The sequence below is a fragment of the Bacillus sp. FSL M7-1020 genome, from assembly GCF_038050415.1.
GTDB classification, from domain to species: domain Bacteria; phylum Bacillota; class Bacilli; order Bacillales; family Bacillaceae_G; genus Bacillus_A; species Bacillus_A toyonensis.
In genome coordinates, this window is sequence record NZ_JBBOTW010000002.1 from 381,175 (window position 1) to 405,721 (window position 24,547).

The 24,547-nt window shown below is 31.5% G+C and carries 16 protein-coding genes and 8 pseudogenes; 20 read left to right on the forward strand and 4 right to left on the reverse strand.

Translation table 11 applies throughout. From position 1 onward, the window contains the following. The first annotated feature begins 319 nt into the window (after positions 1–319). Positions 320–598 carry an AbrB/MazE/SpoVT family DNA-binding domain-containing protein gene (locus tag MHB70_RS28470; protein WP_061530086.1) on the forward strand — a complete coding sequence of 93 codons (279 nt, stop codon included), beginning with the start codon at positions 320–322 and terminating at the stop codon, positions 596–598. A gap of 566 nt (positions 599–1,164) precedes the next feature. Here MHB70_RS28470 and MHB70_RS28475 read toward each other — a convergent pair. Further along, positions 1,165–1,227, reverse strand: a pseudogene (locus tag MHB70_RS28475) (helix-turn-helix domain-containing protein); the annotation flags it as partial. Between the two features lie 704 nt (positions 1,228–1,931). On the opposite strand from MHB70_RS28475, the gene MHB70_RS28480 reads away from it, so the two are divergent. The 5 genes and pseudogenes from MHB70_RS28480 (at position 1,932) to MHB70_RS28495 (ending at position 6,915) form a co-directional block, all read left to right on the forward strand. Further along, positions 1,932–4,547: a putative mucin/carbohydrate-binding domain-containing protein gene (locus MHB70_RS28480; RefSeq protein WP_341343703.1), complete on the forward strand. Its 2,616-nt coding sequence runs from the start codon at positions 1,932–1,934 to the stop codon at positions 4,545–4,547. A 254-nt stretch (positions 4,548–4,801) separates the two neighbouring features. Further along, positions 4,802–4,990: pseudogene (locus tag MHB70_RS31230) on the forward strand (histidine phosphatase family protein); the annotation flags it as partial. A gap of 18 nt (positions 4,991–5,008) precedes the next feature. Next, positions 5,009–5,277 (forward strand): annotated as a pseudogene (locus MHB70_RS28485) (DDE-type integrase/transposase/recombinase); the annotation flags it as partial. Between the two features lie 287 nt (positions 5,278–5,564). After that, the gene (locus MHB70_RS28490) at positions 5,565–6,098 is read left to right on the forward strand and encodes an RNA polymerase sigma factor (protein WP_061530599.1); all 534 of its coding nucleotides are present in this window, start codon (positions 5,565–5,567) and stop codon (positions 6,096–6,098) included. After that, on the forward strand, positions 6,088–6,915 hold the full coding sequence (locus MHB70_RS28495) for an SH3 domain-containing protein (protein ID WP_061530598.1): 828 nt from the start codon (positions 6,088–6,090) through the stop codon (positions 6,913–6,915). Before MHB70_RS28490 ends, MHB70_RS28495 begins: the two co-directional genes overlap by 11 nt. A 47-nt stretch (positions 6,916–6,962) precedes the next feature. On the opposite strand, the gene MHB70_RS28500 is transcribed toward MHB70_RS28495, so the two are convergent. Further along, a complete protein-coding gene (locus MHB70_RS28500) occupies positions 6,963–8,687 on the reverse strand; it encodes a peptidoglycan D,D-transpeptidase FtsI family protein (RefSeq protein WP_098646536.1) in 1,725 nt (574 codons plus the stop codon). Positions 8,688–9,097: 410 nt separating this feature from the next. Beyond that, complete coding sequence (locus MHB70_RS28505) at positions 9,098–9,538, reverse strand: MarR family winged helix-turn-helix transcriptional regulator (protein ID WP_061530705.1); 441 nt, start codon at positions 9,536–9,538, stop codon at positions 9,098–9,100. Positions 9,539–9,681: 143 nt separating this feature from the next. Here MHB70_RS28505 and MHB70_RS28510 point away from each other — a divergent pair, with 143 nt between their 5' ends. Continuing rightward, the gene (locus tag MHB70_RS28510) at positions 9,682–10,155 is read left to right on the forward strand and encodes a GNAT family N-acetyltransferase (RefSeq protein WP_061530704.1); all 474 of its coding nucleotides are present in this window, start codon (positions 9,682–9,684) and stop codon (positions 10,153–10,155) included. 44 nt (positions 10,156–10,199) lie between these two features. Continuing rightward, positions 10,200–10,367 (forward strand): hypothetical protein, encoded by a 168-nt coding sequence (locus MHB70_RS28515; protein ID WP_255298309.1) that lies wholly within the window; start codon positions 10,200–10,202, stop codon positions 10,365–10,367. Positions 10,368–11,321: 954 nt separating this feature from the next. Here the strand turns inward: MHB70_RS28515 and MHB70_RS28520 are convergent. Next, positions 11,322–11,595: pseudogene (locus MHB70_RS28520) on the reverse strand (phosphatidylinositol-specific phospholipase C); the annotation flags it as partial. Between the two features lie 462 nt (positions 11,596–12,057). On the opposite strand from MHB70_RS28520, the gene MHB70_RS28525 reads away from it, so the two are divergent. From MHB70_RS28525 to gerXB, 12 genes and pseudogenes are all read left to right on the forward strand, one after another. After that, positions 12,058–12,744: a response regulator transcription factor gene (locus MHB70_RS28525; RefSeq protein WP_061530480.1), complete on the forward strand. Its 687-nt coding sequence runs from the start codon at positions 12,058–12,060 to the stop codon at positions 12,742–12,744. Next, positions 12,741–13,817, forward strand: a complete 1,077-nt coding sequence (locus MHB70_RS28530; protein WP_061530479.1) for a HAMP domain-containing sensor histidine kinase — start codon at positions 12,741–12,743, stop codon at positions 13,815–13,817. Before MHB70_RS28525 ends, MHB70_RS28530 begins: the two co-directional genes overlap by 4 nt. Before the next feature lie 284 nt (positions 13,818–14,101). Further along, on the forward strand, positions 14,102–14,863 hold the full coding sequence (locus MHB70_RS28535) for an ABC transporter ATP-binding protein (RefSeq protein WP_061530478.1): 762 nt from the start codon (positions 14,102–14,104) through the stop codon (positions 14,861–14,863). 16 nt (positions 14,864–14,879) lie between these two features. Then, positions 14,880–16,709 carry an FtsX-like permease family protein gene (locus MHB70_RS28540; RefSeq protein WP_061530477.1) on the forward strand — a complete coding sequence of 610 codons (1,830 nt, stop codon included), beginning with the start codon at positions 14,880–14,882 and terminating at the stop codon, positions 16,707–16,709. A 255-nt stretch (positions 16,710–16,964) separates the two neighbouring features. Further along, positions 16,965–17,105 (forward strand): annotated as a pseudogene (locus MHB70_RS28545) (integrase); the annotation flags it as partial. Positions 17,106–17,192: 87 nt separating this feature from the next. Further along, positions 17,193–17,415 (forward strand): annotated as a pseudogene (locus MHB70_RS28550) (YxeA family protein); the annotation flags it as partial. Between the two features lie 392 nt (positions 17,416–17,807). Continuing rightward, positions 17,808–18,562: pseudogene (locus tag MHB70_RS28555) on the forward strand (ABC transporter ATP-binding protein). Continuing rightward, positions 18,552–20,540, forward strand: coding sequence for an FtsX-like permease family protein (locus MHB70_RS28560; RefSeq protein WP_061530476.1), 1,989 nt, complete (start codon positions 18,552–18,554; stop codon positions 20,538–20,540). The pseudogene MHB70_RS28555 and the gene MHB70_RS28560 overlap by 11 nt, the downstream one beginning before the upstream one ends. An 81-nt stretch (positions 20,541–20,621) precedes the next feature. Further along, positions 20,622–21,293, forward strand: a complete 672-nt coding sequence (locus MHB70_RS28565; RefSeq protein WP_061530475.1) for a response regulator transcription factor — start codon at positions 20,622–20,624, stop codon at positions 21,291–21,293. Then, positions 21,290–22,312, forward strand: a complete 1,023-nt coding sequence (locus MHB70_RS28570) for a sensor histidine kinase (RefSeq protein WP_097927341.1) — start codon at positions 21,290–21,292, stop codon at positions 22,310–22,312. The genes MHB70_RS28565 and MHB70_RS28570 overlap by 4 nt, the downstream gene beginning before the upstream one ends. 457 nt (positions 22,313–22,769) lie before the next feature. Then, a pseudogene (locus MHB70_RS28575) lies at positions 22,770–23,143 on the forward strand (recombinase family protein); the annotation flags it as partial. A 336-nt stretch (positions 23,144–23,479) separates the two neighbouring features. Then, the gene (gene gerXB / locus MHB70_RS28580) at positions 23,480–24,547 is read left to right on the forward strand and encodes a spore germination protein GerXB (protein WP_154698700.1); all 1,068 of its coding nucleotides are present in this window, start codon (positions 23,480–23,482) and stop codon (positions 24,545–24,547) included.

The window sequence follows — 24,547 nt, forward strand, 5'->3', positions numbered from 1 at the left end:
TAGGGTACAGCCAACGTACTAACATAAAACCCGCATTAAGAATTGTTTGCACCGTAAAAATACTGTACATTTTTGTTACAATGCCTTGCTTGAATCGCCTACTGGGATAGCACCACATGCCCATTAAGCTAATATTTTAAGGTACACCCTAAATAGAAAAAAATTTTTATAGCACAAAATTTCATTTTTGGCTTTTTTAGGGTAACCTGTTCTGTTAGGTTTATAGTAATGTGGTAATACCTCTTTATGGCGAAAGCCTGTTACAATAGTTAATAATAACTTAGGTACAAATTGATAATGAAATGGGGAAAGAGACTAGATGAAAGCAACCGGAGTAACTAGAAAAGTAGATGAATTAGGGCGTGTAGTAATTCCAAAGGAACTTAGAAATACGCTTGGTATTAAAGAAAAATCACCATTAGAGATTTTTGTAGAAGGGGAAGACATTGTTTTACAGAAGTATCAGCCTGGCGGTGTTTGTGCATTAACAGGAGAAGTGTCAAATCATAACATAGCATTAGCAAATGGTAAGATAACATTAAGTCCAGAAGGTGCAGAATTATTACTAAAAGAAGTAGAACAGTATCTTGTAAAATAATTGCTCCTTTCAAGGGGCTTTTTTTATAAGGGAAATATAAAATTTCACGTATCATAGTGTTTAATAAAAAACTGAAAGCCTAATTAATAGTCTACATTTAATCTTATGTTGAATTAATACGCTAAACAGATACTGTATTGTTTGTTATGAGAAGATTAGCAAATAAGTTAGTACGAGATGCTGAATAATAGGGAAAAAAGAAAAAGGACGCTTAGCTTTACAGGACTAAACGCCAAAATGAATAGATAAAATATAAGTACATAGAGGGGAGAGTGATTCCCCGACTCATTATGATTATATCATAGAATCAGGTTATAAAGAAAAATAAATGATAATTAGGCTTGTTAAGTGATGGGGCAATTTTGAAGAAACTTACAAATGAAAAAATTGTACTGTTAAAGGTAAATATAGGGGTACTGCCAAGATACATGTAATTTTGAGTCATAGGCTTACTTTCATTTTGAAAGATAATCAAATCGGGGTTTTTTCTATAATTTTTAAACTTATTATCATACACCCTAATCATACAATTGAAACAAAGTATTTTCAGTAGCTAACTAATGAATGATTAAGGTTGCTTGTGCTTTATTTGGATAGATACGAAATTTATATGCTTTATTGATCATCATTCCTTTCACACCCATTTTGATGTACCTATTATACAACAAACGTACATTCGAATGATATTGAAGTAACAATGTAAGTATGTCGAACAATTAAGATGACTTCCTGCCATCCCTTGTCCGAAGCCAATTCATCTCCCGCCTACTCATTTCACGTTCCTTGAGAAAGGAGTCTTCTTGGCTAAAATGATAAAATATAAAAACTACGCTACCTTTTCTGCGGAATCCTAGGAAAAGATGACGCTTTTATCTCCCAATAACTTAAAAACTTAAACTATAAGAGAAAAAAGAATGAAGTATTCTGATGGTAGTAAATGACTTAGCGGTGTAAATGTATATATGACAATTCCGCCTATAGCTATTTATTTTCTTGAATTTTACATAATATTAATTTTTTGTGAATTATTACTCTGTAATTAATTAGATTTAATGTATTATTCACACGAAATGACTACCTTTGTGTAATTTATTTGATTTGTAAGACAGTTAGGAATACTAGATTAAAACATAAATACACGTTTTTGATAGATATTTTATAAAGTTGTATTTATATGTGTCATAAAATAACATCTAAATATAATTATAAACAGAGTAAAGGGAGGGCTATGTAAAAAGTAATAAATACAAGTTCATGAACTGTTTTTGCACGTAAACCATGCTAAAGAAATGAAAACTTTTAAATTTATCAAGGAAAATGAGAGGGAGATACTATGGGGAATAAATCAAAGCATAAAACCAAAAGAATACTTGTAGCTACTGCAACATTAACTATACTTGCTTCTGGAATGGCTTCTTCACCAGATGTTTTTGCAGAGGAAAGGCAGCAGCAAAAAAATTTATCGACATCACTGCAAAATGAAAAGTCAGTTAAATCAGAAAATAGAACATTTACAGTCCCAGGAAAAGGGGATGTTGAGGTACTGAAACAACAGGAAAGAAAAAGTATGGCATTTAGTCCATATGAACCAACTGGTTTATATGCAAAGCCAAATGAACAAATAACAATTAATGTAGAAGGAAATCAAGATATTCAAGCATACATTGGAACGTATTCGTATGATGCTTCTTGGAGAGAAGATTCTAAAATAAAATCATTTACATTAAAACCGGGTATAAACACAATCCAATCTCCAAATGGGGGATTGATTTATTTTTATAATAAACAACAAGGTGGTACCATTCGAACAACAGTCACAACAGGTGGGACGACTACTCCTTTCTTTGAACTAGGAAAGCATACGAAACAAGATTTAATAAACATGCTGGACCAATATCCAAATGCACATGCAGTGGAGTTAAAAGGAGAACGTGTATTAATTACAGCCAGCCCTGCACGTGTTAAGAAATATTTGTTGGGTTCTAATACAGATCCTGTACAACTCTTAAAAAAGATGGATGAAGCTACTCGAATTCAAGACAAAGTAGCTGGATTATCCGAAGAACAAGTAGATAAACATTATGTTCATTACGTAGAGGAAAATCATTCTCCTGATTATTATATGTATGCAACTTCTTATCGAACCGCATATGTAGGAGATGCTATCCAACACGTGTTAGATATTAATAAGTTTATAAAAGATGGTTGGGGGCCTTGGCATGAGGCGGGACATATGAGACAGCAATGGCCTTGGAATTTTAAAAATATGACAGAAGTGCAAAATAACATTTACAGCCTTTCTGTAGAAAAAGCATTTAATCAACCATCTCAATTAGAGAAATATGGACATTATACGAAGGCATTTCAATATCTAGAACAGACCAATAAAAATTATGACGAAATTAGCGATGTTATGGTTAAGCTTGTTATGCTTTGGCAGCTACAGTTAGCGTATGGAGAGGATTTCTATCCTAAATTGCATCAATTGTATAGAGACATGCCTTCAAATGAACTTCCACAAACTGATGAAAATAAAAAACAATTATTTATGATTTCAGCATCAAAAGTAGCCAAACAAAATTTGATTCCTTTCTTTGAGAAGTGGGGATTACGTCCAAATAACGATACTATTCAAAAAGTGACTGCATTAGGATATCCAATTTTAACAGCAGAGATTTGGAAGGGAACGGATTCTAAGCCAATTAAACCAGATATGCCTAATGAAAATAATATTTTAGAAGGAAACAAGTTTGCATGGTCACTAAAAGGAATTAGTGATTTTGAGTTTGCTAAAATCAATTTCAATAAGCCGACAGAAGAAATGCAAATCGACTTAAAAGCAGGCGTACCGCATCATTATTTTAATGAAACGTATGCGAGTATTAAAGTACAAAATGCATCAGGAAAAGTAGTATACAAGAAAGACATTTATGGAAACAAACAACAAAATGCTGAATCACAAAAGGTACCAGTCAAAGTAGGAGATTATATCGAGTTAACACATTTAGAAGGTGTGCATAGAGCTACTTTTACGAATGTCGATAATAGTAAACAAGAGAGCTTTGGAAAAAAAGCCATATACGAAGTTACCAAAGAAGGTCTGAAGAAAGTAGAAAAAATGCCAGAAGCAACAATTTTAGATGGAAATCAATTTACATGGTCATTAAAAGGATATAGTGATAGAGAAATTGCAAAAGTAGATTATGATAAAACGGCAGAACAGATGAAGGTAAAACTAGAAGCAGGTGTACCACATTCCTACTTTGCTAGTACGTATGCGAGTATTAAGGTCCAGAATGCTTCTGGCAACGTCCTGTACAATAAGGAAATTTTGGGAAATAAACAACAAAATGCTGAAAGCCAAACTGTGCCCGTTAAAATAGGGGATTACATTGAACTTACTCATATAGAAGGGGAAGCAACAAAGGAAAAGACGCGAGCAACTTTAATTAACCTTGAAAATAACAAAAATGAAACCATTGGAAAAACAGCAAGATATCAAGTTACAAAAGAAGGCCTGAAGAAAGTAGAGAAAATGCCAGAAACAACGGTTTTAGATGGAAATCAATTCGCTTGGTCATTAAAGGGATATAATGATCGAGAAATCGCGAAAGTACAATATAACAAAACAACAGAGAAAATGCAGATTAAATTAGAAGCGGGTATACCCCATTCCTATTTTACTAGTACGTATGCAAGCATTAAAGTTCAAAACTCATGGGGCAATATCTTGTACAATAAAGAAATTGTAGGAAATAGACAACAACCTTTTGAAAGCCAAACCGTTTCAGTCAAAGTAGGGGATTATATTGAATTTACTCATATAGAGGGAGAAGCACAAAAGGAAAAGACACGTGCCACACTTACTAATCTTGAGAATAGTAAACAGGAATTTGTGGGTAAGAAAAAAACATATCAAGTTACTCCTACGGGATTATTAATAAAATAGATTAAAAGGATGTCTAAAAAAATAAAATTTTTTTGGACATCTTTTTTATTATTAAAAAGTGTTAATTATTGATGGAAAGACCGCATTTTGTATTGTTTTTGTTGAGGAAAGAGTACAGGTAGTATGAAGAGAAAATAGATTTTGCCAATTAAAAGAATATGTTATTAAAAGTAAGGATTTATCGTTAATTTGAATAAATAGATAAAATATAATGATATATCCATTCGGTTTAAAAGATGTAAGGGGGAAACGGTATGCTATTAATTAGGTACGGGGAATCGGAAGCGGATATTTTAAACGTGCATGAAGTAAGAGCAGATTTTGAATTAACGGAAATGGGTAGATGAAAAGTGGGAGGTTTAGTACATAAAGTCAAAAATGACTTTCCACCAGATTTTATATGGGCAAGTACATTAAAGAGGGTGCGAGAAACTGATGAAACATTTATAAAACATTTATAAAAGTTTAAAGGGCAATGGATGTACCTGTAACGTATTGTTGATTCGAAAGGCAACACAATCGATTTTTGTCTAAACAAAACAAGAAATCAAGAGGCTGCAAAGCGCTTTTTTAGGAAAGCTTTGCGGCCTTTTTATGTTTCAAAGCCACGTGTAATAACAGTCGATAAGCATCCGGCTTATTCTATAGCAATTGAGCAGTTGAAAAAAGAAAGAGCATACCTGATGGTATGCAACTTAGACAACAAAAGTACTTGAATAATATAGTAGAAGGACGTGTAGCATAAAATACGATTCCGTTAGGAATATATATTTTATTCTCTTTTACTTTGTTTTTGCACCAGAAACAAAATACAAAGGGATCAAGAAGAGCTAAATAACCATCAAGAAAAAATAAAGAAAGAGGAAGAAGAACGACAACGTATTCAAATACAGAAAGAGCAGTTATATAGAAAAAAGAGCTATGGAACAAATGAGACTTGTATCATGTCTATCTATTGAAACCATATTAAAAGTGAGGGCAGTTTTATGTTTATTCAAATACGTTTGAGGTGTGGAAATGGAACAGAAGTTTATTGAAAAATGTAATCATGATGAGCTTGACTATGTTATTAAAGACTATTGGCAAGATGTATGGAATTATTCATTTATTATTACGAAAGATCCACACTTATCAGATGACATCACACAAGATGTCTTTATAAAGGTTTTTAAACATTGGCATTCGTTTCGAAAGGAGTCATCTATTAAAACGTGGATATTAAAAATTACAAGAAATACAGCGATAAACTATTTGAAATCCTCTTATTTTAAAAGGATATCTTTAGTGGGATTTTTTAGTGACGACAAGCAATCTTCCTCGGCAGAACAAGAGTTTTTTAAGCAAGAGGAACTAAATGAAGTGTGGGATGTTGTATTAAAACTACCTAAAAAACACCGTGAAATACTAATACTGGACGCGAAATATGAATTATCTTATGAAGAAATGGCTGAAACATTAGGTGTATCAATTGGAACAGTCAAATCTAGATTAAGCCGAGCGAGAAGTAAAGTTTCAAAACTAATAGGGGAGGGTAGTAGTGATGAACAGTAAAAAAAATCCTGATTGGTATAGTAAATTGAAAAAAGGCCCAATGGAGCATCGGAAAGATGAAGAAGAATTTATTTATAAAATAAAGCAATCGGTATATCAAAATAGTGAAGTAGATTCTGTAACAAATAAGAGACCATTTCGTAAAAAAGCATTGCCTGTTGCAGTTGTTTTGGTTTGTACAATGTTATTTTTTATTGTTCAACAACCTGGGCTTGATGATAATAAATCACCGGTACAAAGTAGTACACAAATTAAGCCGAAAACAAAAGATGAGTCTGCTCAAGATCCATCATTAAAACAATTTATGAATGATTTATATCAAAGCACAAATTCAAAAAATGAAAATGATTTGTATAGAGCATTAAATAATGAAGTTCTATTTAAAGGGAAGAGTTATAAGAAGCATGAATTGAAGTTTGATGAAGATATTTTTCATGAGTTGCAAGTCGCTCTTACAATGGGGGGAGAATTTGCAAATGATACAAAGAAAGTATATAAAGTACCAAGTGGAATGACAGAAAGTAACCAATCAAAGCGAGAACATTTTATATATGTAACTGTTACTGGAAATAAAACGAAAATTTTAGCTGAACCAAAACGAGAATCACAAGTTTTATATGAAGTATCTAATGAAATGGTAAAAGCTTGGATTCCAGAAAAAGAGCAGAATGATGGATATATAAAAATATCGACATTTAACGGTAATACTGGGTATGTACAAAAAGAGTATGTTTTAACTGATATTAAATATTCATTCGTGTTCGAAAAGGATCATGAAGGCATGTGGAAAATAATAGATATAGGTTCTATATGGTAAAAGAGGAAGGTTCACTTTAATGAACCTTCCTCTTTGTTTTTATTTTCTTATTGAAGTGTATGCCAGAACTCTAAAACTTCTGCTGTAACGAGAGCAGCGATGTTTTTTTCTGAATTACTACCAGGAATAACGACAGAAATGGCGATTTGTGGATCTTCGGTAGGAGCATATGCAATGAAAAGTGAATGATTTATCATTCTTTCTTGCTCATTCGGAGAATCGGTATTACCCGTTTTACCTGCGACATGAAAGGGTAAATTTTTAATCTCCTCTATATTTTGACTCATTCCACCTTGCACGACACTCCAAAATTCCATAGGATAACGATTTGAACTTTCTAAAATTGGTTTAAACTTTTTTGTTTCCTTACCGTCCTGACTCATAATAGCACTTACGATTTGAGGTTTATACTTATCACCTTTACTTGCCAAAGTTGCTGCATATTGAGCGAGTTGAAGAGGGGTATGCACTTCATTTCCTCCCCAAGAGGCATTTAATAAAGCGGAGATTCCATTTTCAAACTTATTAGATGGATGGAATTCATATTGTCCGTCTTCTTCAAAGGGTAAATCAATCCCGGTTTTAGAACGTAGGCCGAATTGCATTAAATAATCTGTCCATATATGTGCCACTTTTTCTATATTCCCATTATTTTTGTTGAATAAGGGCAGAGCTACTTTTGCTGTCATAAATGTATTAGATGAATTAATGATAGCCTGCCTTGGTGTAATCTCACCTGTTGGTGTTCCAGGTGCATTCGTAATGTTATTTTGATTATCATACTGAAAAGTACCCTTATCTAAATAAGTATCTTCAGGTTGAAAAAGCTTTTCGTTTAATCCGATTAAAATAGTAAGCGGCTTTATAGTAGAGGCCATATTTACATAAGATTCACCATACTTTAATTTTTGAATTGCTTTGTTCTGCGAAAGTGATTTAATGTTTTCATTTTTAGATGATACATGTGTATGTAATGTATTTGGATTAAAAACTGCCGAGTTGGCCATAGTTAAAATTGCGCCAGTTTTTACATCAGTTACTACAACATAACCAGCTTTAGCATCAGGTATTTTCTTAATTTGAGATCTTAATGCTTCCTCTGTTTTTTGCTGCAATTTCGAGTCTAAAGCTAGCCGGACATCTTTTCCTCTTTGTACTTTTTGAATGTTCCATGAGAACTTTTTATTATTCATTTTAAAAATCAGAGTTTTTCCGGGTTTTCCTTTTAAATCATTTTCATATTGAAGCTCAACCCCACTTTTTCCCACAGGTCCATATTTAGAATTAAGGTCATTTTCTACATATCCAATTAGCTGTGAACCAATTTCTTGTTTTGGATAATATCGAATCCATTCATCTTTAATTATTACATTATTGGGTTTATTCTTGTTTATGAATGTAAGTTCACTCTCATTTATGTCAGAGTATAACGGTATATCATTCATAGTCTGCTTTTTACAAGAGTGTTGTAAGTGTGATTTTATGTCCTCTGCAGAAATGTCATGTTGAAACTCGTTTGAAAATTGATTGAAAAAAGCTAATGTGTCTAATGTATCTTGATTCGATAGCTTTTCATCATTAGAAGTGCAATATAGAGACTTCACTTTCTTATTTGTAGCTAGTATGACCCCATTTTGATCGGAAATTTTTCCTCTTTCAGCTGAAGAAGTTGCGATAGTAATTGAAATGAAGTTGATTTTTATTAAAAGTAGTAAAATCAAACCTACAATAGAAAGAATCGCAAAAAATTTCCATCTTTTTATATGTAACATATAACCCTCCCTTATATAGTCTATTTCATCTTATAGTTAATTATTTTTTTTGTAAATGTGGAACAATTTTATTATTTAGGTTATCTATTAAGTATTACAGCATGAAGAAAGGAATAATTAGTATGAAAAGTTACTAGCAAGTCTATGTGTAAGCTTAATATGAGTCATTATACAATTTAGCATTTCTAATGTAAGCAAAAAAATAGAGAGAAAAACAAGATAGGAGATTTATCAATTACTCGGCTGTACCCCATGCCCATCAAGCTAATATTTTAAAGTATCCCCTAAACAAAAATTTGTGTTTTTTATAGCATCAAAGTTCATTTTTATCGTTTTAGGGGTAACCTGTTCTGTTAAGTTGATGGATGTGTGACGTTACTCCAATTAGTTCTTTAAACTCATTCATGTTTTTACTTTTGTTTAATATTTTTATCTAATTTGTCTTTTATTACCATCATGGAAACGCGAATTTCATTAATCTCACTATCACTTAGTCCATTAAACAATTGATTTATTTGTTCATCTGACTGAATATGAATTATATCTAGTAGTTCCTCTCCTTTTTTTGTCAAAAAGAGCAAGTTTTTTCTGCTGTCTTTTATTGAGCTTCTTTTTTCTATTAATTCTTCCTTCTCAAATCTACGTAAAATTCTGCTCATATAGCTTCTATCAATATTAAGTTCTTGTACTAGATTATTCGCAATACACTCTGTTCTTTCGCTTATTTCAAATAGTATTCGTGTTTCGGTTAATGAGTAATCTGTATCTAGAATCTGGTTATTAAATAAATCAAGTACCTTTGTATAAAATCGGTTGAATAGTCTGATTTCATAAATAATTTTTTTATCCATAGATCCTCCTTTTGTTGACTAAGTCCACATTTAATATTAATATAACTGTACTCATGAAATATGGACTTAGTCAACATTTTAGGGTTGCCATTTTCAAAAATCTATTGCAATCTTTATTAAAACCTAATTGAAGGAGATCGTATATGATTATTCGAGAAATGAAAAAAGAAGACAATGCAAAAATAAAAGAAATTATACAAGATTCATTAAAATCACTTGGATTAGCGCTTCCTGGAACAGCTTATTTTGACCCTCAGCTTAACGACCTACACCAATATTATAATAATCTAAAACATGCGAACTATTGGGTAGTAGACATGGAAGGAGAAGTTGTTGGTGGAATTGGTATAGCACCGTTTAACGAACATGAAAAAGTTTGCGAATTACAAAAGCTATACTTAAGTCCAAAAGCACAAGGTTTAGGGTTTTCCAGGAAACTAATGGAAACAGCTTTGTCATTTGCCTCTAAACATTATGAAAAGTGTTATTTAGAAACAATGCATGAATTAAAAACTGCATGTCAATTATATGAAAAATTTGGATTTATACTTTTAAATGAACCACTACCAGGTTCTGAACACTCCACTATGAATGCATGGTATATAAAATCTTTTTAAAATTAGGTGTAGTAAACGCATCTATTAAATCTAAAGGTCTTCCATTGAAGCTAACTTCTAAAGAATCTGAAGTTACGGGGCTTATGTTAGTTTCTCTAGTGAAACCTATTGATAATGGAGATGGAACAGGATTTCAGCCAGACCATGTTGGAGAAGTTGATATAATTCACGCAGATGAATATCAAAACAATATGGTAAAGAAGATTATGTAGCATTTGCTGCATGGGAATAAGTCTAGTTATATTACCAACAATCTAAGATGAATTTATGCTTATAATTAATAGAAAGCGTCATTCTTTTTATAGAAATCTATAGAAAGGATGGCGTTTTTATTTAAAAATGAGTTTCATTTGTTTGCTAAAAAATTTCGGTGAGATATATTTATCCATCAAGAATTATTTGGCAAGCGTATCAAAATATTAATTCTATAGGCAAAAGTTCATAGAACACCAAAACTTGGCTTGATGGGGATAGTAAGGCAGGTTCTACTTTCATTTGTTAGATACCTCATAGAATTTTATACTAAAAGGATGTTTTTCTGTACCCTATTATGTTTATTAATAATTGGAAGTGAAATGTTGTCATACATGCTTTTACAGTTATAATCCGTGGTGATGAGCTTAGCGTTTAATTGTGTTGTAAGCAGTTATTAAACCTTAATCAACTATTATTTTCAATTGGATACTAAGTAATAAAATATTATGGAAATTAGTTAAAGTGTGGATTTTAAATGCCTTTGCTATAAGTAAATTATATAAACAGAAAGGTGATATAATTATGTACTGATATGAAAGTAACGGGGAACGAGAACAAGAAAGGTGACATGAATCAATTACCATAATAGAATGAAAATTTAGTTATAGTACTTTTATTTTTAGGGCAGTCAGCGGTTTATTAGTTTTTATTTCGACTATTTTATATAAAATAAAAGCATTTTTATCTTAATATGAATTGTTTCCAAAAATAAAAAAGAATCTAGTAGCATTTCTAGATTCTTTTTTATTATATTATTTTATAATCCTAAAGATATGTAACATAAAATTTTATCAAGTGCGCTGGATTCTTTGTTGCCTTTAATATAGCATACTTGGAGAGATTGTTCTTTTGATACAGAAGGTAATTGAACTGCTTAATCTGACTGAGAGATAAAGTAACCTTTCAAAAAATTAATTGGTGATTGCATATATTTTTACTGTAAATTGCTGATTTGCGCCAACTAATACGATGTAGACCTAGAAAAACATCGACCATAATATTGAAAGAGATACTGGTAGAAGTCTCTCCCTCGCTAGTTTCAATAATCCATTTTAACCCAAGTGTTCCTTAGGGCAAATTATTTATACTAAAGTTTTGGCTGGATCGGTTCTTTTCTCCAGGCAACGGCTTAGAGTCAGAAGAAATTTGGGGAATTAATATTTCTTTTTCATTAACGTTTACCCCATACCCATCAAGCTTAGAAATGCAAATATCTCAAAATAAAAAAATGAGCATTTTGTTACAAGTTAGTACAAAATTTCGTTCTGAGGTACTATAAAATTTTAGATTGATGGGCATGTATGGTGAGGCCTAATAGTGAACACTTCAAGAGTGGCTATATATCCTTATGACAAAATGCTGTAGAAAGCTTAAGAATTCTTAAGAACTTTTCCCCCCTTTTTTTAAGAGTTGGATGCTAGTGTATAATTATGAATTCAAACCTGTGGGTGGATTAAGTATGAAAAAAAATCATTTTCTTATTTTTTTATATAATGAACTAGAAATCAGTTGGTGCAGCCCTTCCAATTTCAAGGTTTATTGGAGTCAAAAAAATTTATGGAATTAATTTGAGGAAAATAAGATAGAAATGTTTCAACTGTTTATGTCTTTAGTTGTCCAATACGAGAAAAAATATGGAGGAATCATATGGAGTCAAAAATTCTTATTGTCGATGATGATAAAGAGATTAGAAATCTTATCTCTGTTTATTTGGAAAATGAAGGTCTGAAAACTCAAAAAGCTGAAGATGCTATGGAAGCTTTACAACTGTTAGAAGAAAAGGAGTTTGATTTGATTATTTTAGATATTATGATGCCTAATATGGATGGTATTGAAGCGTGTATGAAGATTAGGGAAGACCGCAATATACCTATCATCATGTTATCTGCAAAATCGGAGGATATAGACAAAATTCAGGGTCTAGCCTCTGGTGCAGACGATTATTTATCAAAACCGTTTAACCCATTGGAATTAATCGCTAGGGTAAAATCCCAATTAAGAAGGTTTAAAAAATACAATACGTCAATAGATCATAATAAAAACATCCTAGAAATTGGTGATTTAACCGTGAATACAGATACACGTCAAGTATGGGTAAGGGGAAAGGAAACAAGGCTAACTCCAAAAGAGTTTGATATCCTCGTACTACTTGCCCGTAACAAAGGGATTGTCCTGAGTGTAGCAAAAATATATGAAGCAGTTTGGAAAGAGGTTTTTTATAAATCAGATAATACAGTTATGGTGCATATTACAAAAATAAGAGACAAAATTGAAGAGGATTCTAAACATCCCATTTATATTAAAACTGTGTGGGGAATTGGATATAAAATATGAAGAATGTTAGTTTTAGAAATAAGATCATTATAAAACTTCTTGGTGCTGTTGCAGTTAGTTTTTTTGTTTCATTTGGTTTAACAATCCTTATTTTGCAATACGTCATCGATCCATTATTTACAAAACACGAAGATTTTGGTGTGTTTGAAGGCAATTTGGCATTGTTGTTCTTATTTGCGTTCGCAATCTGTAACTTTATCATACTTTTTTTGATATTGGTTCGAAAGAAAATAGTATATTTGAAGCTCATTTCTGATAATGTGAATGATATTGCCAATGGAAAACTGGGTTTGACAATTTGGATTAAGGGGAAGGACGAATTGACCCAACTTGCTCAAAATATTAATTATATGTCCAAGGAATTGGAAAATACATTTGAACAGGAAAGACGATTGGAACGTACAAAAAATGAACTCATAACCAATGTATCTCATGACTTACGCACACCATTGACATCTATTATCGGCTATGTAGATTTATTAAAAAGAGGGCAATACGACAGTAAAGCACAATTACAAGAATATCTCGAAACCACTTATTTAAAATCACAGAGATTGAAATATCTAATTGATGAACTATTTGAGTACACCCGTTTATCAGATATCGATGCAAAATTAAACCTTAATGAAGTTGATTTGTCAGGTTTGTTGGAGCAAATAGTTGGAGAATACATTCCTATATTTGAAAAGGAAAGTTTAATCGTTCAAAAATCAATCACGGAAGAAACAATACCTATCTTCATAGATGTAGAAAAAATGGTACGTGTTTATGAAAATCTGTTTATGAATGCGATAAAGTACAGCATGAGACCTTCCGAATTATCCGTATGTCTTGAATTAATAGGTAACAAAGCAATTTTGAAAGTATCAAATAAAGTCGAGAAGCCGCCTGTTAGCGACCCTAATAAATTGTTTGAAAGATTTTTCAGGGGTGATAAGGCAAGAAAAAATGATCAAGGAAATGGACTGGGACTTGCTATCTCAAAAAGAATTGTTGAACTTCATCATGGTAATATTTATGCAGAATATAAAGAAGGCTGGATATCCTTTATTGTTGAACATCCAATCAAATAGATTGGCTTATGGAATTACAGGTTCCATAAGCTTTTTTTTTTAAAACTTAAGAATTCTTAAGGATTTTACAGGGTGTTTCCTAATTTTCATAGTTTATCATGTATGTATTCAGAGCAATGAGGTGAGTGGAGAAATTAAAAATAAAATTTTCTTTACGGCTTTCGATTGGATACATCGTGACAGCCTTATAGAAAAGGTAGATGCAACATGACTATTTTGTTAGTAGCAAATGTGAATAGCAACTTATTTTAAAGAAATGAAAAAACAAACGTAGGAGGATATATATGACGAAACCAGTTGTAGACGTGAAAAACGTCCAAAAAGTGTACGGTAAAAAAGGTGAGAACCAATCACACGCGTTAAAAGGTGTTTCATTCTCAATTCAAGAGGGTGAGTTTGTCGGAATTATGGGGCCATCTGGTTCTGGTAAAACAACATTATTAAATGTAATTTCAACGTTAGATAAAGCAACAGGTGGCGTTGTTGAAATTGCGGGTACGGATATTACAAAAATGAAGCAAGGTGAGCTTTCAGATTTCCGTTCACAAAAGTTAGGATTCATCTTCCAAGACTTTAATTTATTAGAAAACTTATCTATTTATGAAAACATTGCACTTCCACTTTCACTTCAAGGTGTTTCATCACGTAATATTGGACAGAAAGTAGAAAAGGTAGCTGATATGTTAGGAATTTCAGCAATCCTTCAAAAGTATCCATCTGAAGTATCTGGTGGACAAAAACAGCGTTCAGCAGCAGCACGTGCATTAGTACATGAGCCAGCAATTATTTTAGGAGACGAACCAACAGGAGCGCTTGATTCTAAAAATGCAGCAAGTTTACTTGATGCGATGACAAACTTAAATGAAGAACAAGGTGTATCTATTATGATGGTTACTCACGACCCATATAGTGCAAGTTACTGTCAGCGTATTTTATTCATTCAAGATGGTGAGTTATATAAAGAAATTCATCGCAGTGGTACCCGTGAAGAATTCTATAAAGAAATTTTAGACGCGCTTGCAAACTTAGGCACACAAAAAGCGTAAGGAAGGAAGTTCAATCATGTTATTTAAGCTTTCTATGTCAGGCCTAAAAAGTAAGTTGCAAGATTACATTGTTTTACTTGTTGGTCTTATTGTCTCTATTTCAACTTTTTATATGTTTCAAACGCTAGCATCCAATAAAACGTTCCTTGAATCTAACTCTTCTATTAGGGATATTGTGGCTGTCTTTAAAATTGGTTCCGTTTTGTTAGCGATTATCACATTTTTCTATATTTTATATGCAAACTCTTTCTTATCAGCTCTTCGTCAAAAAGAATTTGGTATGTATATGATGTTAGGAGCAAAAAAGCATAAAGTTACATTACTTATGTTTATCGAAACAATCATATTAGGTGCCACCTCTCTTTTGATTGGAATTACAATTGGTGTAGGACTTGCAGAAGGTATCGGTCAGCTATTAATGAAACAACTCGAGTTTGCTGGCGAAGGTTATAAAGCATTTTATCTGCCATCTATAGCTATTACTTGCATCTTCTTCTTTGCACTCTTTGTATTATCTGCAATTATGAATAGTATTAAATTATCTCGTATTTCTGTACTGCAACTTGTACATGCAGATGCACAAACTGAACGTGTCGCCGTGAAAGGAAAAATGACCGTTGTAGTTGCATTCCTTGGTATTCTTTTATTGGGTATTGGTTATGCATCATTGATTTATATGTCATATGTAAATCCGCTAATTGCTTTAGGATTAATGGCTGTTGGATTAATCACAGCAACCGTTGGTACTTACCTTATATTTGGATCACTTCTCCCAGTTATGATTAACAAGCTAAAGGGTAATAAAAAACATAGTGAAAAAGGCTTAAATGCTTTTACTTTTGCACAATTAAATTTCCGCATTAATGGTCTAACAAATGTGCTTGCAACAGTAGCAATCTTAGTGGCTCTTGGTGCTGGTGGAATTGCTTGTGGTATGGCATTTAAAAACAACATCCTAAAAACGACAGATCAAATGCGAATTTACGATTCAGTCATTCATAATCCAACAGCGGAAGAAAAGAAAATTTTGGGTGGTATCTTATTTCAAGAAAAACATGAATATCATTACAAAGTTGATGATAGGTATGTTTATTATCTTAAAGAAGATGTAGAAAAAAATCGCCCTTACTTGCAAGGTATGAAAATAGAGAAAGTTTCAGAGGAAATACCCATTGGTGCATTTTCAATAAAACGGGTTCAAGGAGAGACGAACACAAAACAATGGATCCAGGCTTTCAGAACGATCCAGCCAGATTATATGTATCCTGATTATGAAATGAAAATTGTAGATCAAAACATATACGATGGTATGAAGGGTAAAGAAAGTACTGTGTTTATGGGGAAAACAGATGATTTTGGATCATACATAAAAGAATGGAAAAAACTTGATGAATTACAGATGGCAAAATATAAAAATGTGAGAGCGGAAGAATTGGATAGTAAGTATCAAGCGTATATTGTGAGTCATAATTTTGCCAGCGGACTAATGTTTATGGGCTTTTTCGTTGGAGTTGCATTTTTAGCAATGATGGCAAGTTGCTTGATGTTTAAAGTTCTGTCTGGTGCATTCAAAGATTGTACACGTTATCAAATGCTTCGTAAAATCGGTGTTCGCCAAGAGTTATTAGCACAATCAATTTATAAGGAGTTATTTTTTGTATTCTTAGTCCCAGCAATTGTGGGTATTGTTCACGTATTAGTTGGTATGAACATGTTCAGAGTTCTTTTGCCTAATCCGTACAGTCGTATTTGGGTACCAATTATTATTTTTGTAGTAATTTACTCGATTTACTATTTTATTACAGTTCAATTGTATAAAAGAATTGTAATTCCAAAAGAAAATTAGTTTTACAAAATATACAAAATGTTAAACTCATAAAGCCCAGTAATATCGGTACCTATGTATGATATTACTGGGTTTTTATTTGGATATTCAACGCCGTGTTTTACAAAGTATATAAATACCTAAACTTAGTTTTATTTTTTATATATGGGGTAGCACCACGCTATCAAGCTAATATTTTAAAGTATCCCAAAACGAAAAATTCATATCACTACAACAGTTATTTATGAGAATTTAGTGTGTTTTTTGTGTTTTGGGGAACAATCAATTTTTTTAATAGAGGAAACTCATTCAAAATGGAAGAATGGAGAAATAACTGTTGTTATATTTATGGAAATGTTAGAACTAAAGAAAAACACCTTTTATAAAAATATGAAGGAATATGAAGAAGTAAATTAGGGCTTTTCCTATAAAGCGTACGACCAACACTTTAACGAAACGCTAGCAAACCATCCGAATTTAAAATCTGTACGTATTTTGATTGGTAACGGAGAAATATCAAAACGTTTTAATTATAATTTAATTGTATTTGATAAAGACGGTAAAGAAAAAAGAATTAGAATTCAATACTCAAAAAAACCTTCGTAAAGAAGCATTCCTACGCGTCTACTACTCTGATAAAAAAGTTGAAGAAGATGTATCAGGTTGGGAAGAAGTGAAGCAGGACGAGATTCCTGCGAAAGTGAAAGAAAAACTAGCTGCGAAATAATAAAAATAAAAAGGGTTTGGTTTTAACGGTCGAATCCTTTTCTGTTTTCAAAATCTTTTTCTGAAATGACTATGAATCCATGTCTTTTAAATAGAGCTGTTGTTACGCCGTAATCAGTTTGTTTATTTCCATTAATTACATAAGTCTTGTCGTTTTTTGCACCAGAACAGATATCCCTACATTTATCTGCCTCTTTGGTAAGGCATCGAATAAACCTTACTTATACCATCGAGATTCCTGATAACTTATATGTAGAGATATTACTCAATATAACAAAAATGTAATGTTAATGAAATGTAATTCCATCGATACTATAAATGAAATTATATAAAATTAGTTACATAAATGAATGAGAGTTAAAGAATTTTTAAAATGAAAAAGGAGAAGTATTAATGCGAAATATATTAAGTGTAGAAAAAATTGAAAAATATTATGGTAATAAAGATAATGTAACAAAGGCTATAGATAATATTAGTTTTAAGGTAGATGAGGGATAATGGGGCCTTCAGGAAGTGGCAAAACCACATTACTTAACTGTATATCAACTATTGATAATGTTACTACGGGAAAAATAATGATAAATAATAGTGACATTACTCGGTTAAAATCAAAGTCACTAGATAAGTTTAGACAAAATGAATTAGGGTTTATATTTCAGGACTTTAATTTATTAGATACCCTTACTGCTTATGAAAATATTGCCCTAGCGTTAACAATAAAAGGTGAGAAAAGTTCAAAAATTGATGAAAAAATACAAGCAGTTGCAAAGTATTTAGACATTGAACAAGTATTAAGCAAATACCCTTATCAAATGTCAGGCGGACAAAAACAAAGGGTTGGTTCGGCAAGAGCTATCGTAACAGATCCATCTTTAGTACTTGCAGATGAACCAACAGGATCATTAGATTCTAAATCAGCTAGATTATTACTTGAAAGATTTGAAAGTCTAAATAAGGATTTAAAAGCTACAATACTTATGGTTACTCATGATGCATTTACAGCAAGCTATGCTCGTAGAATTCTTTTTATTAAAGATGGAAAAATATTTATCGAGTTGGTAAGAGGGAATGATTCCAGAAAAGAATTCTTTACTAAAATTATCGAAGTTATAACTCTTCTTGGAGGCGACGATAATAATGTACTCTAAGATTGCTATTGGGAATGTAAAGAAAAGTTTTAAAGATTATGCAATATATTTCTTAACACTAACACTGGCTGTTTGTATATTTTATAGCTTTAACTCAATAGAATCACAAAAGGCACTTATGGAAATTAACGCTTCAGATAGAAAGTATGTGCCTACAGTAATGAACGCTATCTCAAATGTGTCAGTATTTGTATCTGTAATATTAGGTGGTTTAATATTGTATGCAAATAATTTTTTAATTAAAAAACGTAAAAAAGAATTAGGAATATACATGACTTTAGGTATGGGAAGAAGAAACATATCCAGAATATTAGTAACAGAGACATTTCTAGTTGGCGTTATATCTTTAGTGAGTGGACTTCTAATAGGTATTGGAGTATCGCAGGGGTTATCTACATTTGCATTAAAGCTATTTGACTTGCCCATCAATAAATATAAATTTGCAATTTCAACAGGTGCTATAGGTAAAAGTGTATTATACTTTGGAATCATGTTTTTACTTGTTATGTTATTTAATGTATATGTTGTTTCTAAATACAAAATAATTGATTTGTTAACAGCAGGTAAAAAAAACGAAGATGTAAAATTTAGAAATCCTCTTATCTATGTAATCATATTTTTTATGTGTGTAGCATCACTTGGATATGCATATATGACTGTACTAAAAATCGGATTGAATTATAATAATCCTATGTTCATGGTATCAATCATACTTGGCATATTAGGTACATTACTGTTTTTCTTTAGTTTATCTGGATTTATATTATATGTTGTAAAGAAGAATAAAAAAATCTATTTTAAAGGTTTAAATATATTTATCATCAAACAAATAAATAGTAAGGTTAATACAAATTTTATATCCATGTCTGTAATCTGTTTAATGTTATTCCTTACAATGGTGGCTCTATCTACAGGAATCAGCTTTAACAGAATGATGGACGCAACAACGAAAGAAGTAACACCATTTGATGCCAGTATTACGTTGGAGAATAAGGATGAAAGTTACACTATAGAAGACGTATTAAATAAAGCTAATTTTAAAATAAGTAATAACGAAAAATATGTATCTTATAATGTATATCCAACAGAGATGGAAGTGGGGGACTTAGTACCGGAAGTACGTAAAGATTATAAGAAAAGCGGTATGGATTTCATTAAAGTATCTGATTATAATAAAATTTTAAATCTTAAAGGTGAAAAGGAAATCACTTTAAATAATAATGAAGTTTTATTTTTATCAAATGATAAGCAGTTGCTTAATTCGATAAATGAAAGATTAAAAAATAGCAATAAGGTGAATATTAAAGAAAAAGAATATCTGGTAAAATACGCTAAAATTATACAAGAGAGTCTTTACACTTCTGATACGCAACCTTATTTCTTCAAAATCGTTATAAATGATGATTTTTTATCAGACTACAAAATTATTGAATCCGTACTTAATGTAAATTATTTAGATGGAAATAGAGAAGAATATAATAAAAAATATGATAACGTTGCACGGAGCTTTCATGAAGAAAATGGCCCGAAATTAAATATTAATCGTATAGCAGGCAAATCAAAGGATGAAGTTTGTGCAGAAATTAAGGGAATGAAAACTATCGTACTGTTTATTGGGATATATATAGGTATTGTATTTTTAATAACGAGTATGGCTGTGTTAGCTCTTCAACAATTATCAGAAGCTAGTGATAGCATAGATCGATATAAATCTTTGAAGAGAATTGGTTCAAACGGAACAATGATCGACAAAGCGATTTTCATTCAAACTTTCGTATACTTCAGTCTTCCAGTTTTTCTTGCTTTAATTCATTCTGCAGTTGGAATTTATGTAGTCAATGATTTTATTAACGCATTTCAACAAGTAGACATTACTTTACCAGCATTGATGACTGGCTTAGTATTTCTTGTAGTTTATGTAATATATTTCTACACGACATATGTCGGTTATAAAAATATTGTAAAAAGTAATACTTGATTTTATAATGCTCATTAAGGCTATTACACCTTGTTTCTCAAGATGTAATAGTCTTATATTCTGTATAGGGAGGAAAAAGTCATGAAAAAAATCATTCTGATTGAAGATGATGAAATCATCAGAGAAGAATTACAACATTTTTTTATAAAGTATGGATATGAAGTAAAGGCTCCCACAGATTTTAATCATATTATCGAATATATAGAAAGTGAGAATGCAGACCTTATATTACTAGACATAAATCTTCCTGTGTTTGATGGCTATTATATATGCAGAGAAATACGTAAAACTTCAGATGTTCCAATCTTCATGGTTACAAGCAGAGATAGTGATGTAGATGAACTAATAAGTATGAATTTAGGAGCAGACGATTTTATAACAAAGCCGTATAATACAGAAATACTATTAGCAAGAGTAACAAATATTTTAAGAAGAACATCTGGAGATTTCAAGATGAATCATATCTTACTTTATAGGGATTTTAATTTAAATCTTTCAAATGCAACAGTTACTTATCAAGACAAGTCTGTAGAATTAACTAAAAATGAAGTTAAAATACTCTCATGCTTAATAAATAATCGCGGAAATATTGTAAAAAGAGATTCACTCATAGAAACTTTATGGAAATCTGATTATTTTGTGGATGATAGCACCTTAACTGTTAATATAAATAGATTAAGAAAAAAGCTTGAAGAGATAGGTATAGAAAATCCAATTGCAACAAGAAGAAGCTTAGGGTATATAATGCCATGAATATAGGTGAATTTATTAAAGATAAAATAGTAGTAATACTATCAAATGTACTGGTATATATCATACTAGCAGGTATATTGCTGACTGCGCACATTCCGTTCATTATCATATTCTTTGTCTTTTGTATTTGGTTTTTTCCATTGATCTCATATATGGCTATAGAATTTATAAGATGTAAAAATTATTATAATGAGATTAACAGCATATTAGAAAACTTGGAGAAAAAATACTTACTTCCAGAGGTAGTAAAGGAAGCAAATTTTATACATGGGGAAAAGCTTAACGCTATACTGAAAGAAGTAAGCAGAGATATGCATGAAAATGTAAAGTATTATAGAGATATGCAATCGGATTATAGGGAATATATAGAGACATGGGTGCATGAAATTAAGACACCAATAGCTTCTACAAAGCTTATAATTGAAAATAATCAAAATGAAGTAACGAATAAAATTGACTCTCAAATGAATCGGATTGAGGGGTTTGTTGAACAGGTTCTGTATTATTCTCGAAGCAATAACGTTAATAAAGACTACATTATCAAGCCAATCAACCTTGATAATGTAGTAAGGAATGTAATTAAAAGAAACTATAGGGATTTTATTCATAAGAGAATAAAGTTAGATATACAGGATATTGATGAAATCGTATATAGTGATGGGAAATGGGTTGAATTTATTATTAATCAAATAATAGGAAATTCTATAAAGTACTCAAATAACAAAGAACAAATGATACGTATATGCTCAATTAAGAAAGCTAACTCAGTAATACTAACTATAGAGGATAATGGAGTAGGGATAAAAACTAAAGATATAAATAGAGTTTTTGAAAAAGGATTTACTGGAGAGAATGGAAGGAGATTTAGCAAAAGTACAGGAATGGGTTTGTATCTATGCGAAAAAATGTGCTCAAAATTAGGGATGAAAATAGGCATTGAATCTGAAGTGAATAAAGGAACTAGAGTTACATTAATATTTCCGTTGTCAGGTATGGTAACTTTTGAGTCTTGTTTATAAAATAGATGCTGCCATCTTTCCACGAATTTCGTATGAACTTATAAACAAATTTAAAACGGTATGAAAAGAGTAGAAATTCTTTTCATACCGTTTGTACTATTTATCCATTTAACATATTGGTATATGTAATTGTGAGTCGGATGGATGTTAATCTGGATTAATCATTACTATTTTTGATGTCCACTAATACTTAACGTAAGATTTGGTTCGGTTGCTACATAGGCCTCGTAAGCGAAAAATTGTCCATTATATAAAACAGTAAAACAAATATCCGATTCCTTAGCGTACAAGGAATCGGATATTTTGTGTCTAAATTGTGTCGAAATGTACAGTTTTCTTTTTTTGGTATGGCGACCCCATGCCCATCAAGTCAACCAAGTAATCGTTCAATTACAAACAAATAAGTTTTTAAGTAGTGGTGTCATAATTGGTCCTATTGTTTCTGCATTTTATGTAGCTTCAATTGCTACAATTTGTTGAACATCTTCGTGAAAAAGGCGTACACTTTGCGGTTTTAAATTTAGGAATTGATACAAGAACTCCAACAGGAAAATTCTTTTTAACAGTTATGTCAGCCTTTAGTGAGTTAGACCGAGAAATGATTAAGGAAAAACAAATTGCTGGAATCAAACTTGCAAAACAAAAGGAGTTTACCGGGGGAGAATAAAAAAATATACAGCACAACATGCAGGAATGAACCATGCGATTGAATTACGCCAACAAACGAAGAAAACAATTAAAGAAATTTGTGCTATCACAGGTGTAAGTCAAGCTGCGTTATATCGGAAATTAAGAGAATTGAAAAAAATGGAAAGACGATTCTTTAAATAGAAAAGAGTTGCCTTTTCATGTGAAAATATTTCTTAAAGAAAAAACTTAACAAATCAAGGGCATTACATAAGCAATTTTCAATTGTTTTTTCGGTTTCAGTACAAAAATGATTTCAGAGGATTTTCAACCAGAACATTCAATGATTTTGAAAATACATTCTTAGCAATCTAAATATGTTTAATGTTCGTAATTAATCTTATGTTTTAATATCATTCGAACCTTGCACCAGAGCCGAATATTGCAAATAGAGATACATGTTGAATAAATGTGTAACGTACCGAGTATAATACTAACATTTATTTATGACAAAATATGGTGGTAGATATGGCGAAGCAGATGGTTAATTTTTTTCAGATTGCTCTTGTCCTTATTGGTAGTACTGGAATTATTAATCACGTCATTATAATTCCGATGCTATTAGATCATTCTGGTCGAGATTCCTGGATCTCAATTATAATTTTGAGTTTAGTGTATATCATTTGGATTCCTTGTGTATTTATCGTTCATAAATATACAAGGGAAGAACATTTATTCTCGTGGTTAATGAGAAATTATGGCGGATTTATCACATATCCATTGCTTTCTATAATTGTTTTATATTTGATTATTCTAGGCACAGTCACATTAAAAGAAACACTTACATTCTTCTCTTTTTATTTACCAGAAACACCCAGAATATTATTGGGAGTACTTTTATCGATTATCTGTTTTTATAATATACAAAGAGGGGTTCAATCTATTGCACTGACAACAGGCATTTTATTACCGGTTGTATTTTTGCTTGGATTTTTTGTAATGATCGCAAACTTTCCACATAAAGATTATTCTTTACTTAAACCGATAATGGAGCATGGGATAGACCCAGTAATAAAAGGGATGATTTATCCAGCTGCAGGTTTTATCGAACTAATTTTCATTCTTTTTTTACAACATCATATGCGAACCAAAATTAAATTATCTCAATTGCTTATAGTAGGAATCATTTTAGCTGGTATTACACTAGGTCCTACCATGGCAGCTATTGTAGAGTTTGGTCCATTTGTGGCTGCAAATCAGAGATATCCAGCCTTTGAAGAATGGCGACTTGTGTCAATTGGGAAGTATATTGAACATCTAGACTTTCTTTCTGTGTACCAGTGGCTTGTAGGGGTTTTTATTCGTATATCACTCGTTATTTTTCTCATTCCAGACGTGTTACAAGTTACAAAACGGAAAGCGAGTAATCAAATTAGGTTTGCATTGCTTATGTTTATGGTGATTATTTGTATACTACCCATCAGTGATGCCAGTTTTTATTGGTTTTTATCTTATGTTTTTTTACCAATTTCAGCAATAGGGTTATTCTTGTTTTCTATGCTTTTACTTGTATTTGTTTGGGTCTCTAAAAATAAGAAAAGAGCTTAG